General features: G+C 50.7%; 14 protein-coding genes and 1 tRNA gene. 11 read left to right on the forward strand and 4 right to left on the reverse strand.

The genetic code is table 11. The annotated features are described in order from the left end of the window. The first annotated feature begins 19 nt into the window (after positions 1–19). The 5 genes from hfq (at position 20) to G477_RS0100960 (ending at position 5,020) form a co-directional block, all read left to right on the forward strand. A complete protein-coding gene (gene hfq, locus G477_RS0100940; protein WP_026696339.1) occupies positions 20–265 on the forward strand; it encodes an RNA chaperone Hfq in 246 nt (81 codons plus the stop codon). Positions 266–416: 151 nt separating this feature from the next. Beyond that, positions 417–1,658: a GTPase HflX gene (gene hflX / locus G477_RS0100945; RefSeq protein ID WP_026696340.1), complete on the forward strand. Its 1,242-nt coding sequence runs from the start codon at positions 417–419 to the stop codon at positions 1,656–1,658. Between the two features lie 37 nt (positions 1,659–1,695). Beyond that, positions 1,696–2,940: a methionine gamma-lyase family protein gene (locus tag G477_RS0100950; RefSeq protein WP_026696341.1), complete on the forward strand. Its 1,245-nt coding sequence runs from the start codon at positions 1,696–1,698 to the stop codon at positions 2,938–2,940. A gap of 252 nt (positions 2,941–3,192) precedes the next feature. After that, positions 3,193–4,536 (forward strand): type I glutamate--ammonia ligase, encoded by a 1,344-nt coding sequence (gene glnA / locus G477_RS0100955; protein ID WP_026696342.1) that lies wholly within the window; start codon positions 3,193–3,195, stop codon positions 4,534–4,536. 289 nt (positions 4,537–4,825) lie between these two features. Beyond that, positions 4,826–5,020 carry a hypothetical protein gene (locus G477_RS0100960; protein ID WP_026696343.1) on the forward strand — a complete coding sequence of 65 codons (195 nt, stop codon included), beginning with the start codon at positions 4,826–4,828 and terminating at the stop codon, positions 5,018–5,020. Between the two features lie 141 nt (positions 5,021–5,161). Here the strand turns inward: G477_RS0100960 and lexA are convergent, their stop codons facing one another. After that, positions 5,162–5,785: a transcriptional repressor LexA gene (gene lexA / locus G477_RS0100965; protein ID WP_026696344.1), complete on the reverse strand. Its 624-nt coding sequence runs from the start codon at positions 5,783–5,785 to the stop codon at positions 5,162–5,164. Positions 5,786–5,974: 189 nt separating this feature from the next. Between lexA and yneA the strand changes: the two genes are divergently transcribed. The 6 genes from yneA (at position 5,975) to mnmH (ending at position 11,044) form a co-directional block, all read left to right on the forward strand. After that, positions 5,975–6,277 (forward strand): cell division suppressor protein YneA, encoded by a 303-nt coding sequence (gene yneA / locus G477_RS18315; protein ID WP_051287575.1) that lies wholly within the window; start codon positions 5,975–5,977, stop codon positions 6,275–6,277. Then, positions 6,274–6,954 (forward strand): YneB family resolvase-like protein, encoded by a 681-nt coding sequence (locus tag G477_RS0100975; RefSeq protein ID WP_026696345.1) that lies wholly within the window; start codon positions 6,274–6,276, stop codon positions 6,952–6,954. Before yneA ends, G477_RS0100975 begins: the two co-directional genes overlap by 4 nt. A 10-nt stretch (positions 6,955–6,964) precedes the next feature. Continuing rightward, positions 6,965–7,198, forward strand: a complete 234-nt coding sequence (locus G477_RS0100980) for a DUF896 domain-containing protein (RefSeq protein WP_026696346.1) — start codon at positions 6,965–6,967, stop codon at positions 7,196–7,198. Between the two features lie 292 nt (positions 7,199–7,490). Further along, positions 7,491–9,479, forward strand: coding sequence for a transketolase (gene tkt / locus G477_RS0100990; protein WP_026696347.1), 1,989 nt, complete (start codon positions 7,491–7,493; stop codon positions 9,477–9,479). A 90-nt stretch (positions 9,480–9,569) separates the two neighbouring features. Further along, positions 9,570–9,797: a YneF family protein gene (locus G477_RS0100995; protein WP_026696348.1), complete on the forward strand. Its 228-nt coding sequence runs from the start codon at positions 9,570–9,572 to the stop codon at positions 9,795–9,797. Positions 9,798–9,970: 173 nt separating this feature from the next. Further along, the gene (gene mnmH / locus G477_RS18320) at positions 9,971–11,044 is read left to right on the forward strand and encodes a tRNA 2-selenouridine(34) synthase MnmH (protein WP_051287576.1); all 1,074 of its coding nucleotides are present in this window, start codon (positions 9,971–9,973) and stop codon (positions 11,042–11,044) included. Between the two features lie 355 nt (positions 11,045–11,399). On the opposite strand, the gene G477_RS0101005 is transcribed toward mnmH, so the two are convergent. From G477_RS0101005 to G477_RS21085, 3 genes are all read right to left on the reverse strand, one after another. Beyond that, positions 11,400–11,915: a CcdC family protein gene (locus G477_RS0101005; RefSeq protein WP_026696349.1), complete on the reverse strand. Its 516-nt coding sequence runs from the start codon at positions 11,913–11,915 to the stop codon at positions 11,400–11,402. Between the two features lie 96 nt (positions 11,916–12,011). Then, positions 12,012–12,434 (reverse strand): DUF2621 domain-containing protein, encoded by a 423-nt coding sequence (locus G477_RS0101010; RefSeq protein WP_035210908.1) that lies wholly within the window; start codon positions 12,432–12,434, stop codon positions 12,012–12,014. 50 nt (positions 12,435–12,484) lie between these two features. After that, a tRNA-Sec gene (locus tag G477_RS21085) sits at positions 12,485–12,581 on the reverse strand. Positions 12,582–12,615 lie beyond the last annotated feature (34 nt).

Genomic DNA, 12,615 nt, shown 5'->3' on the forward strand with positions numbered 1-12,615 from the left:
TAACGAGGGGGACGGCTCTATGAAACAGCAGCCCGTAAATATTCAGGATCAGTTTCTCAACCAGCTGAGGAAAGAAAGCATACCGGTCACCGTATTTCTTTTGAATGGCTTTCAACTGAGGGGGACAGTCAAAAGTTTCGATAACTTTACGGTTGTTCTTGATACGGACGGAAAACAGCAGCTGGTCTATAAGCACGCGATCTCGACTTTCTCTCCCCAGCGTCATGTGCAGCTACAGCAGGAAAAACCAACTGCGCCTACGTAAAGGCCCCCGCTTACGTGAAGTCGTGTAATCCCCTTCAGACCAGCACTGGATCTGAGGGGGATTTTCGCAGTAGACCCCGGCAGTCAGAAGGGTGCGTAAGAGGATTCGCTGCAGCAGGCCTACATAAAAGTAATTGAAGAAGGAGGAACCTATGCCCTACAAAGAAAAAACGGTGATCACCGGAGTGCACCGGCAGGGAACATCGGAAGAAGATTTTCACTATCGTCTGGAAGAACTGCGAGCACTTGCAGAAACTGCGGGAGGCGAAGTAGTGTGGACAATGACGCAGACACTCAAGCACCCGAAAACAGGAACGTATCTCGGGAGTGGAAAACTGGAGGAATTGATGGAGGAGGCTGAAGCAGCGGAAGCCGATCTGATCGTCTTTAATGATGAATTAACGCCGTCGCAGCTCAGGAACATCACGGCAGAAACGGAGATAGCCGTCATTGACCGTACGCAGCTGATCCTCGACATCTTCGCTCAGCGTGCACAGTCCAGGGAGGGGAAGCTGCAAGTGGAGCTTGCACAGCTGAACTATACCCTGCCCCGCCTGCGCGGGCAGGGGAAAGTGCTCTCCCGTCTCGGCGGCGGGATTGGTACCCGCGGCCCGGGTGAAACCAAGCTGGAGATGGACCAGCGCCACATCCGAAACAGAATGACGGAGATCCGCCGTCAGCTGGATCAGACGGCGAGACATCGTATTCAGTACCGGGAACGCAGAAAGGAAAACAAGGCGTATCAAGTGGCGCTGATCGGCTATACAAACGCCGGAAAATCGACGATTCTCCGCCGGCTGACGGATGCAGATGTGCTGGTCGAAAATCAGCTGTTCGCCACCCTCGATCCCACAACAAAAAAGATGGTGATGCCGTCCGGTTTTTCGTTTTTGATGACCGATACGGTCGGCTTCATCCAGCAGCTTCCGACGACGCTCATCGCAGCATTCCGCTCGACGCTTGAGGAAGTGAAAGAAGCCGACTACCTGGTGCACGTTGTCGATGCCTCCCACCCTGATGCAGCGAATCATGAGTCATCGGTGCACGAACTGCTTCAGGAGCTGGATGCTTCGCACATCCCTGTGCTGACCGTATACAACAAGCGCGACCAGCTGCAGAAAGATTTCATCGCATCTTCGAGCAGGCATGCCATGCTCATCAGTGCGGTCGACGATGAGGATCTCCGTTCCTTTCTGGAAAGGCTTCAGGCAGCGGTGATGGACTCCTTCCAGCCGTATGTATCCCGATTCCCGGCGGCGGACGGAAAATGGCTGCACCGGCTGAAAGAAGAGACTATTATTCAGAAAGAACGATTCCATGAAGAAGATGAAACGTATGAAATCCAAGGCTATGTTTCCGACAATGCTGCGATTTACTACGAAATGCAAAAATAGAAGGGTGGGTACAGAACCGCTGCGGCGGTTCTTTTATATGACGAATTGGATGAAAGAAGCAGAAGAGATACAACGCAGTCTCGCAGCCTCGTTCGAGCGGATTGGACAGGTGGTCGAAGCCAACCAGCGGAAAGTGCTGCAGGCGTTCAGAAGCAGACAGGTATCCGATTTTCATTTCCAGGAAATAACAGGATATGGATATGACGACAGCGGCCGGGAGGTGCTGGAGCAGGTGTACGCAGACGTCTTTGGTGCAGAAGCTGCGCTCGTCCGTCCTCAGTTTGTATCGGGAACCCACGCAATCAGTACAGCCTTGTTTGGACTGCTCCGCCCGGGCCAGGAACTTCTTTACATAACAGGAGCCCCGTACGATACGCTGGAAGAAGTTATCGGCATCCGCAGCGGAGTGGAGAATCAAGGAACGCTGAAGGATTTTGACATCAAGTATGACCAGGTTCCTCTGCGCGAAAACAACATTGATATTCCTGCTGTGCTGGCGAGGATCCGCCGGGAGACCCGTGTAGTCGGAATTCAGCGGTCGCGGGGATATGACGACCGTCGTTCCATTCCTATCGAGGAAATCCGGGAGGCTGTCGCCGCTGTTAAAAAGAAGCATCCTCACGTCTACGTGTTTGTCGACAACTGCTATGGAGAATTTGTCGAGCGGGAAGAACCTCCAGCAGCTGGTGCTGATATCACGGCCGGTTCGTTAATAAAAAACCCGGGGGGAGGCCTGGTGCGGACCGGGAGCTACCTCGCTGGAACGAAGGAAGCTGTGGACCGCTGTGCTTATGCATTGACCGCGCCCGGTATTGGTGCGGAGGGAGGCGCATCTCTCGGTATTTTGAGGGAAATGTTTCAAGGTCTTTTTCTTGCTCCGCACACGGTCGGAGAAGCCTGGAAAGGGGCGGAATTTACCGCTGCGCTCCTCCAGCGGGCAGGAATGGAAACAGATCCTGCGCCTGGAGGGCATCGTACGGACTTGATCCAATCCGTCTCGTTTCCGGAGGCAGATACGATGATCGCTTTTTGCCAGGAAATCCAGGCCGGCTCGCCGATTGATGCGCACGTCCGTCCTCAGCCTTCTTATATGCCTGGCTATGAGCATGACGTGATTATGGCCGCTGGTACCTTCATACAGGGCGCGAGCATTGAACTGTCTGCGGATGGACCACTCCGTCCTCCCTACAGAGCGTACATTCAAGGGGGACTCACCTTTGAGCACGTCAAGATTGCCGTATTGGATGCCGTCATAGAATTGGATAAATCAGGAAAGATATAACGTCAATCAGGTGCGTGAGCCGGAGAAAAAGGACATAAACGACAGTCTCCTCGTTTTCATCGGCCCTATTCGGCAGATTTCCTTCCTCAAAAGCCAGAATAAACGCAGATCGTTGTCAGAAAATTTGTTTGTAAGATAATCTGACAATGTAATACACAGCCGGACGCTCCTGCTGTACGATACAACTATCGCATCGAACAGGGAAATCGTTCCCTGTTCATGTACAGCATATTGAAGGAGGAGAATGATTGCATGGCACAAAATACCCGCGAAGACATTCTAAGAATGGCAGATGAGGAGAACGTAAAATTTATCCGTCTCCAGTTTACAGATCTGCTGGGAACAATCAAGAACGTTGAAATTCCAATGGATCAGCTTGAGAAAGCGCTCGACAATCTGATGATGTTTGACGGGTCTTCCATCGAAGGCTTTGTCCGCATTGAGGAATCAGATATGTACCTGCACCCGGATCTTGATACATGGGTGATCTTCCCGTGGACACCGGAAAAAGGGAAAGTAGCACGACTCATCTGTGATGTACACAATCCGGATCGGGATCGTACCCCATTTGCAGGCGACCCGCGCGGCGTTCTGAAAAAAGTTCTCAAAGAAGCGGAAGACCTTGGTTTCTCTGACTTCAACATCGGACCTGAACCAGAATTCTTCTTATTCAAAAATGACGAAAAGGGCGAGCCTACGCTCGAACTGAATGATAAAGGCGGCTACTTCGACCTGGCTCCAACGGACCTTGGTGAAAACTGCCGTCGTGATATCGTACTGGAACTGGAGGATATGGGCTTTGAAATCGAAGCATCCCACCACGAAGTGGCTCCGGGTCAGCACGAGATCGACTTCAAGTATGCTGATGCTGTTACAACGGCCGATAACATTCAGACATTTAAGCTCGTTGTTAAAACGATCGCACGAAAGCACGGGCTGCATGCCACATTCATGCCTAAGCCGCTTTTCGGAGTGAACGGGAACGGGATGCATGCGAACATGTCCCTGTTCAAGAGCGCGAAGGACAATGCTTTCTATGATGACAGCACGACAACAGAGCTGAGTGAGACAGCCATGCAGTTCATGGCAGGGATTCTTAAGCACGCGGATGCGTTTACCGCAATCACGAACCCGACGGTAAACTCCTACAAGCGCCTTGTTCCAGGCTATGAAGCACCGTGTTATATCGCCTGGTCTATGCGTAACCGCTCCCCGCTGGTACGCGTTCCTTCCTCCCGCGGTCTGAGTACACGTATTGAAGTGCGGAGCGTTGACCCTGCAGCGAACCCTTATCTCGCTATGGCAGCACTTCTCGCAGCAGGCCTGGACGGCGTTCGCAACAACTTGACGCCACCGGAAGAAACGAACCAGAATATTTATGCGATGAACGCCGAAGAGCGCGAAGCAGAAAACATCCAAGCGCTGCCTGGTTCACTGAAAGAAGCGATTGAAGCGCTTGCGAAAAACGACATTATCAAGAACTCTCTTGGAACGCACGTAGTGGAACACTTCGTGGAATCCAAAGAAATTGAGTGGGAGATGTTCAACACCCAGGTTCACCCTTGGGAGCGTGAACAGTACCTGCAGCAGTATTAATACTATCCAGCAGATGCTGGTAGTATAAACAAGGTCCAAATCACAAACGCTTCCGATTATCCTGAGTAGGATAGTCGGAAGCGTTTTTGCATGCAGATAGTAACGGCCCTGCTATGTGGCGGGAGGCTGTCGTCAGCGAGCGAGAAGCGGCGACTGCTGCTGTCGATGGCTCTGGTGCCGACGTGTGCTGAAGCCACCTGCAGTGGAAAGGATGTTTAAAAGCAAAAAAGCAGGGGAAGATTTCCTGTAGACCCTATAAAGGGATTATCCCATCGGAGGTGCTTGAGTTATGGATATTATCGTCACTTACATTACAGGAGAAAACAGCAGCGGCAATGTGATCTGGGATCACAACCACGAAAAAACGAAGCAGCTCTCCATTCCTGATGATAAAATTGAAGATGATGTGTACGTAGAGGAGAAACTTGCTGAGGAAGTACCTGATACGAACATCAAACTGGTGAAATACGAAAAGGTGACGTAAGCGGCAGAAATGCACTGCTGTATGCAGCGTGACTGCCTGACGGAAAATCCTAAAAAAAGAGGCGTTCCCATAATGTTGGGGACGCCTCTTTTTTAGGTAATGTGAAATGGTACGCTTCTCTTCCGCAGTCAAAGCTCCCCGTTAATGCAGGGAACGGAATACGCCCACTACTTTCCCGAGAATATGCACGTAATCAAGCAGGATAGGATCGAGGGAAGCGTTCTCCGGCTGAAGCCGGAAGTGGTTTTCCTCTTTAAAGAACCGTTTTACCGTAGCCTCATTCTCTTCGGTCATCGCGACAACGATGTCGCCGTTATCCGCATGACTCTGCTGCGCGACGACAACGTAATCGCCGTCAAAAATACCAGCTTCAATCATCGAATCCCCTTCAATTTCAAGAATAAACGACTGATGATCCTGCACCATGTTCGCAGGCATCGGCATATACTCCTCCACATTTTCAACAGCAGTAATCGGAGATCCGGCAGTAACTTTACCAATAACCGGAACCTGGATCGAAGCCGTTTTAGGAAGGGACTGTGCGTCTTCTTCCGGATCTGTTACTTCGATGGCACGAGGTTTTGTCGGATCGCGCCGGATGAGTCCTTTTTTCTCCAGTCGGGAGAGATGCCCGTGCACGGTAGAACTCGATGCGAGACCGACTGCTTCTCCGATTTCCCTGACAGACGGCGGATATCCTTTTTCACGAACTTCCGCCCGGATAAATTCAATAATTGCTTCCTGTCGTACGGATAGTTTTGTCATTTCTGCACCTACCTTTATAAAAATGTATTATTTCGTCATCCTGTCATCGAAACAATATGAATAATCATATCATGAGAACACAGGTTTTGCAAACGTTCGTTCTAATTGGGTGTTGACACGAACTTTCGTTCCGGTTATGATCAGTATACAGGAACGCGAACATTTATTCTCAGAACGGAGGGGAACGAAATGAAGCAGCTATTCAAGAACGGAACCTGGTTTATCTGGGTGCTTTCGATAGGTTTTACAGTTGGGGGACTCTATGCCGCTGCAGATAACGAGACCGAAGACAGCACCCTCCATCAAGAAGTCGTTGTCAGTGAAGGGGATTCCCTCTGGAAGATCGCAGATGACGTTTCGGACGGCATGGACTTGAAAACAGAAGAAACGGTACAATGGCTGAAGAAACACAATAACCTCGACGGAGCGGTCGTCCACCCCGGACAGTCGCTCACGGTACCGTCGACAATGAATGGAGTGGCAGCAGATTGAAAGCCGTCATATATGCGAGGGTAAGCACAGATAAAGATGCACAGCAGTCCTCCCTTGTGAGGCAAAAAGAGGAACTGATCGAAGCTGCTGCGAAGCAGGGGATTGAGGCGGCCGCAGTATTTGAAGAACAAGCGAGCGGGTACGAGATTGACCGTCCGGAACTTCTGGATATGCTGGAGTTCATTAAGAAGGAAGGCGTCCGGGTGGTGTATATTCAGGATGAAACGAGACTTGGGCGGGGACATGCACGGATGGCGCTCATCCATCAGCTCCATAAGCTGAACTGCCGTATTCATACCCTTCAGGATCACGGGGAACTTCAAGTGTCAGAAACGGATACGATGGTGCTCGACATCGTCTCTATTGTGGAGGAATACCAGCGGAAGCTTCACAATGCAAAAATTAAGCGCGGCATGAAAAAAGCGGTGGAAAAAGGCTATGAGCCCCACCGCCATCTGCTCCGGGGTAATGGAGGAAGAAACCGCGAAGATGTTCCAATCGACGAAGTGGAGAAGCTGAAACGGCAGGGAATGACCTTCCGCGATATTACCGTCATGCTTCAGGGGCTCGGCTACAATGTTTCAAGGGCGACTATTCACCGCCGCTACAAGGAGTATCAGGCAGAACAATTGAAATCAGCTGACACCTCCGGTATGATAGATACCAGCAATCTATAGGAGGAATAGCATGATCAGTCAGGATAAGCTCAATCGTATTAACGAACTTGCACGTAAGTCCAAGCAGGAAGGACTGAGCTTAAAAGAACAGAAGGAACAGAAAGAGCTGCGCCAGGAGTATCTGGACAACGTACGCAGTTCATTCCGGAATCAGTTAAATTCCGTAAAAGTCGTTGACGAAGAAGGCACGGACGTCACGCCCGAGAAACTGAAAAAGGAAAAAGCGCAGCGGGGCCTCCATTAATTCGGGCCGTCAGCAGCAGCTTCTCTTCATACGGTAAAACATGATGCCCCGCGTACCGCGATGGGGCATCATTTTCATGAGCACGAAAAAAGAAACGTTCGATTTTTCCGTGTGGAAGGACATGGGGCCGCCTGCTTCCTGATGAGCGGGACCAAAAAAGTCCTGGCGGGACAAAGGATGCCATCCTTTGTTTATAAACTGAACAAAAGTGGTTGTAAGCCCTTGTAGAAACATTTATGATAAAATGAGAACGGCTGTTGAATCCAATAACAAAGTGAGGGTGTTAATGAACATGACTACATCAGTAGAAGAACTGTCGATCAACACAATCCGAACGCTGTCCATCGACAGCATTGAAAAGGCAAATTCTGGTCATCCTGGTATGCCGATGGGAGCTGCTCCCATGGCGTACAAACTGTTTACAGAATTCATGCAGCATAATCCGTCCAACCCGGACTGGTTCAACCGTGACCGCTTTATTCTTTCCGCCGGGCATGGCTCCATGCTTCTGTACAGCCTGCTCCATTTACAAGGGTACGACGTTACGATGGATGATTTAAAATCGTTCCGTCAGTGGGGTTCCAGAACACCAGGTCATCCTGAGTTCGGCCACACACCAGGGGTAGAAGCGACAACAGGACCACTCGGACAAGGGTTTGCCATGTCGGTCGGATTCGCTATGGCAGAAGCACACCTGGCGGCTACATACAACAAGGAAGGATATCCGGTAGTCGACCACTATACGTACAGCATCTGCGGCGATGGTGATTTGATGGAAGGGGTTTCAGCGGAAGCGGCTTCCCTCGCTGGTCATCTGCAGCTCGGTAAGCTGATTGTCATGTATGACTCCAATGACATCTCGCTGGACGGTGATCTCCACCAGTCCTTCTCCGAGGACGTTCAATCCCGTTTTGAAGCTTACGGATGGCAGGTCATCCGAGTGGAGGACGGAAACGATCTCGGTGCTGTTACAAAGGCGCTGGAAGATGCTAAGCAGGATCCACGTCCAACCATGATTGAAGTGAAAACGGTCATAGGCTTCGGTTCTCCGAACAAGAGCGGTAAGTCAGACTCCCACGGTGCTCCACTTGGAGAAGAGGAAGCTGATGCAGCGAAGAAAGCATACGGCTGGGGATACAAAGAAAAATTCTATATTCCTGAAGAAGTCCAGGAGCATTTCGATTCCTTAAAGGAGAAGGGAAGCAAGTCGGAAGAGCAGTGGAACAAGCTTGTTGAAGACTATGAGCAAGCTTATCCAGAACTCGGCCGACAGTTCCGCGATGCAAGGGAAGGCAGGCTTCCTGAAGGTTGGGACAAAGATATCCCGGTATACGAAGCCGGCAGCAGTGCTGCTACCCGTGCTTCCGGAGGCGAAGTGCTTAACGCCGCAGCGAAAAACGTCCCATCTATTTTTGGTGGTTCGGCCGATCTTGCTACTTCCAATAAAACGATGCTCAAAGGGGAAGATGATTTTTCCCGCAACAATTACGCAGGACGCAACATCTGGTTCGGAGTGCGGGAATTCGCCATGACCGCAGCAGTCAACGGCATGACGCTTCACGGCGGGCTTCATCCCTACGGGGCAACGTTCTTTGTCTTCTCGGATTACCTGAGACCTGCGCTTCGTCTCGCTGCGCTGATGAAGATCCCATCCACGTTCGTCTTCACACATGACAGCATCGCTGTCGGAGAAGACGGCCCGACCCATGAACCAGTCGAACAGCTGCCTTCGCTGCGTGCCGTACCGAACTTGTCTCTTATCCGTCCGGCAGATGGCAATGAAACAGCTGCTGCTTGGCGCTGTGCGCTTGAATCGACAGATCAGCCTACCGCGCTTGTACTGACACGTCAGGGTCTGCCGACGCTGCAAACAACGGCCGATCGTGCAGAGGAAGGCGTCCGCCGCGGAGCGTATGTGGTCAGTGATGCTGAGGGAGAACCGGAAGGCCTCCTGCTGGCTTCAGGTTCTGAAGTGTCGCTTGCTGTAGAAACACAGGCAAAGCTCCGTGAAGAAGGGATCGAGACACGTGTGATTTCGATGCCGAGCTGGGATCGTTTTGACAAGCAGTCGGATGAATACAAAGAGAGCGTGCTTCCTTCCCATATCACGAAACGTCTCGGTATGGAAGTTGCTGCTTCTCTCGGCTGGGAACGCTACACAGGCATTCAGGGTGATGTTCTCGCCATCGATACGTTCGGAGCTTCTGCTCCCGGAGGGGAAATCATGGAAAAGTACGGATTCACTCCGGAGAACGCAGCATCCCGTTTTAAAAAGATGTAATCGAAAACGTCACCTTTGCAAAATTTCATCATTCATGTATACTGGTAAAGGTCGAAATTATACAGTATAGCATGAAGGAGGATCCCGCTGATGGAACTATGGCTTTCCATTCTGCTGATCGTGGTCGCACTTATTGCGGGTGTAGCTCTCGGGTTTTTCATTGCACGTAAATACATGATGAATTACATGAAGAAGAACCCGCCTATTAACGAAAAGATGCTGCGCGTTATGATGATGCAGATGGGGATGAACCCGTCCCAGAAGAAAATCAATCAAATGATGAAGGCGATGAACAACGCCAACGATGACAAAAAATAGCCGGCTGGCAGTGCCGGCCTGCAGAAGACACTCCGGCATTCCGCCGGAGTGTCTTCTTCTCTTTGATTGACGTTTCAGAAGCACGGCCGGCTAGAGCTTCCGTCTGCTTTCTACAGCGGGCAAATATGATATACTCACATAGACGAAGCTCAATACTGGGAGGATCTATAAGGATGATGGCGAAATTAACGTTTGAACAATGGAATCCGGATGACATGATTGTGATCGACGTCCGCGCACCGGAAGAGTTCCAGGAATTTGCGCTGCCCGGAAGCGTCAATATTCCTTTGTTTACGGATGATGAACGGGCCGTTGTCGGTACCGCCTACAAACAGGAAAGTCCAGAAAGAGCGAAGGAGCTCGGTATTCAATTTTTTTCGGAAAAACTGCCAGAGTTTTATGAGAAAGTGACACAGCTGCAGGAAGAGCGGCAGCAGCCTCTGCTGATCGCATGTGCCAGAGGGGGAATGAGAAGCGGCACGTTCGTATCGCTGATGCAGAGTATTGGATTCGACGTGTATCAGCTGGAAGGGGGCATCCGGTCGGTGAGGCGGTGGGTTCAGGCAGAGCTGGACCGGCTTGGCAGAAACGAGTGGCATATCGTTGTTCTCGGTGGATATACAGGCACCCAGAAAACAATATACCTCGAAGCTCTGGAGCAGGAAGGGTTTCCGGTACTGAACCTGGAGCAGCTCGCCGGCCATCGCGGGTCTATTTTCGGTCATATCGGCATGCAGACTCGTTCGCAGAAAATGTTTGAATGGCTGCTCGTTCGGCGGCTGAGAGACTTGGAGCAGGAGTCATGGATGATTGTGGAAGCGGAAAGCAGAAGAATTGGAAGAGTCCTGCTGCCGGAATGGCTCGATGAAGAAAAAGATCGCAGTGTAATGGTGGAACTCGCCGACAAGATGGAGAACCGGGTAGCCTATCTGCTCGAAGAATATTCGCCGGACGATCATGAAGCGGCATTTAACGAAGCGCTGGAAAAACTGGAGCGACGGCTTCCGCAGACATGGAAAACAGATATTCTTGAAGCTGCTTCGATGAAAGAATACAGCAGGTTATTCGAACTGCTCCTCGAACATTATTACGATCCCCGCTACAGTCATAAAGACCGCACCGGCCGACAGCGGGAGGTCATTGAAGTTCCGCTGCACGACTGCAGCGAGAAACAGGCATTGGAACGGATCCAAGAAAAATTAAAAGAGGCCAGCAGCGTTCCGGCAGCGGAAAACAGACATCCGTAAGCAGAACAGCTGCAAGCCGGCTCGTCCGGTTAGCGCGTATGCCTGATAAACGAGGCTGGGACAAAACGAGAATAAAAAGAAAGCCCTCAGCCTTTTGGTGAGGACTTTCTTTATGTCGGTGAGAGACAAAGCGAAGGTAAAACTGGAGCTGGGATTTGCACTCATGGCAGTGAACGTGAGAACGTTCACTGCCATGAGACAGATTCGCCATTGTTTCTTTCAAACAAAACGCTTTCGACGACCTCACACGGGTCATCGAAAGCGTTTTTTACGTGCTGGAGAACGAAGTTGTCCCAGCCTTGTTTTATCCGCAAGTTCTTGGATGGTGCTGCCATTTTCTCCGGTCAGAACTCGGCTATACGGTGTTCGTACTGCCGGGCGCCTGCACAGTATCAGGAGACTGTCGGGAAAACAACTGCCGCTGCACCTCACGAAATTTCATCCACATCGCAATACGCCATGGAAGTATCATGCCGAAAGCGAGCAGAAAAAACATCCCGGCCAGCACTTCATATTCGAAGTGGATTCCGAGGACGGCTTTGAACGTGACGCGGACAATGAGAAGACCAAGGAGAATAAAGGGAAAAGCCTTGGACCGCTTCATGTACACATCGCCGTCTCTGATTTCAAAGGAGGATGTTTTAATCAGAATGATGGAGAACAGCATGCCTACGGCAAGTGCCTCTCCTACTTCCAGCCAGGTGATGTCCTGGACAGGAGGATAAAAGAACATAAGAAAGCCGGTGGACATCGCCAGCGGCGGAATTAAAATTTTCCTGGCTGATGCGGGCTTTTTCATGGAGCGCATCCGGACGGCCAGGGCGAACAGCGTCATGATGAATGCCAGTATCATAAAAATTAGTGCGTTCATGCAACTCCCCCATTTATTTTAGCACGTCCAGTATACCACAGCCGTGCTGCCGATTGAAGCTGGTTTCAGGAACGAAAAAAAGCGCTCCATCCCTTTTTAGGATGGAGACTGCTGGAAATATGTTTCGTAAGGGGTGACATCGATGTTTTTTTCATTCAGTTTGCGGCGCAGAAACTTATGATCTCTCTTCGGCGTGGCAGCAATGTACCCTTTGACGATCAGTTCCTCCGTCAGGACCTCGGCGTTTTCCGCAAGCGCGAATTCGCCGATTTTCCCCGCAATTTTCTGCTTGGCAATATCCCGGAAAATTTCTGGAACGGGTTCCACCAGCTCATTTAACAGCTCTTTTTTCTCCGGGGTCCAGAGATGAAGAGTTTTCTCAATATGATAATCCTGCCAGTCCAGGATCGATTTCCCGTCCTGCTTCGGCATTTTCTTTAAAAACTTGCGGAACATAAAATATCCGCCTATGGCTACAAGGACAAATACGAAGACCGACCAGAAAAAAATCAGCCACATGAATATGTCTTCCACGTCCTTTCACCTTCCTTTTTGGATGTGATTGTGTATGGCGGGACCGTGTGGGAATCGAACCCACCGGAGACGGCACGCGCCTCCCGAAAGGCTTTGAAGGCCCAGGCAAGCACCAGCTTTACAACCGGCCCCATAGCAGCAGACTTCATTATAAGCGATTGTCTGC

Origin of the sequence: Alkalicoccus chagannorensis DSM 18086 (assembly GCF_000429725.1) — a bacterium.
Lineage (GTDB): Bacteria > Bacillota > Bacilli > Bacillales > Salisediminibacteriaceae > Alkalicoccus > Alkalicoccus chagannorensis.

What these genes read in the sequence shown, in the direction of transcription:
- G477_RS0100980 (WP_026696346.1), top strand. Translation starts at nt 6,965, where the DNA reads ATGATCAGTCAGGATAAGCTCAATCGTATTAACGAACTTGCACGTAAG.
- G477_RS0101010 (WP_035210908.1), bottom strand. Translation starts at nt 12,434, where the DNA reads ATGTGGCTGATTTTTTTCTGGTCGGTCTTCGTATTTGTCCTTGTAGCC.
- G477_RS0100960 (WP_026696343.1), top strand. Translation starts at nt 4,826, where the DNA reads ATGGATATTATCGTCACTTACATTACAGGAGAAAACAGCAGCGGCAAT.
- hflX (WP_026696340.1), top strand. Translation starts at nt 417, where the DNA reads ATGCCCTACAAAGAAAAAACGGTGATCACCGGAGTGCACCGGCAGGGA.
- yneA (WP_051287575.1), top strand. Translation starts at nt 5,975, where the DNA reads ATGAAGCAGCTATTCAAGAACGGAACCTGGTTTATCTGGGTGCTTTCG.
- G477_RS0100950 (WP_026696341.1), top strand. Translation starts at nt 1,696, where the DNA reads ATGACGAATTGGATGAAAGAAGCAGAAGAGATACAACGCAGTCTCGCA.
- hfq (WP_026696339.1), top strand. Translation starts at nt 20, where the DNA reads ATGAAACAGCAGCCCGTAAATATTCAGGATCAGTTTCTCAACCAGCTG.
- lexA (WP_026696344.1), bottom strand. Translation starts at nt 5,785, where the DNA reads ATGACAAAACTATCCGTACGACAGGAAGCAATTATTGAATTTATCCGG.
- tkt (WP_026696347.1), top strand. Translation starts at nt 7,491, where the DNA reads ATGACTACATCAGTAGAAGAACTGTCGATCAACACAATCCGAACGCTG.
- G477_RS0101005 (WP_026696349.1), bottom strand. Translation starts at nt 11,915, where the DNA reads ATGAACGCACTAATTTTTATGATACTGGCATTCATCATGACGCTGTTC.
- mnmH (WP_051287576.1), top strand. Translation starts at nt 9,971, where the DNA reads ATGATGGCGAAATTAACGTTTGAACAATGGAATCCGGATGACATGATT.
- G477_RS0100995 (WP_026696348.1), top strand. Translation starts at nt 9,570, where the DNA reads ATGGAACTATGGCTTTCCATTCTGCTGATCGTGGTCGCACTTATTGCG.
- glnA (WP_026696342.1), top strand. Translation starts at nt 3,193, where the DNA reads ATGGCACAAAATACCCGCGAAGACATTCTAAGAATGGCAGATGAGGAG.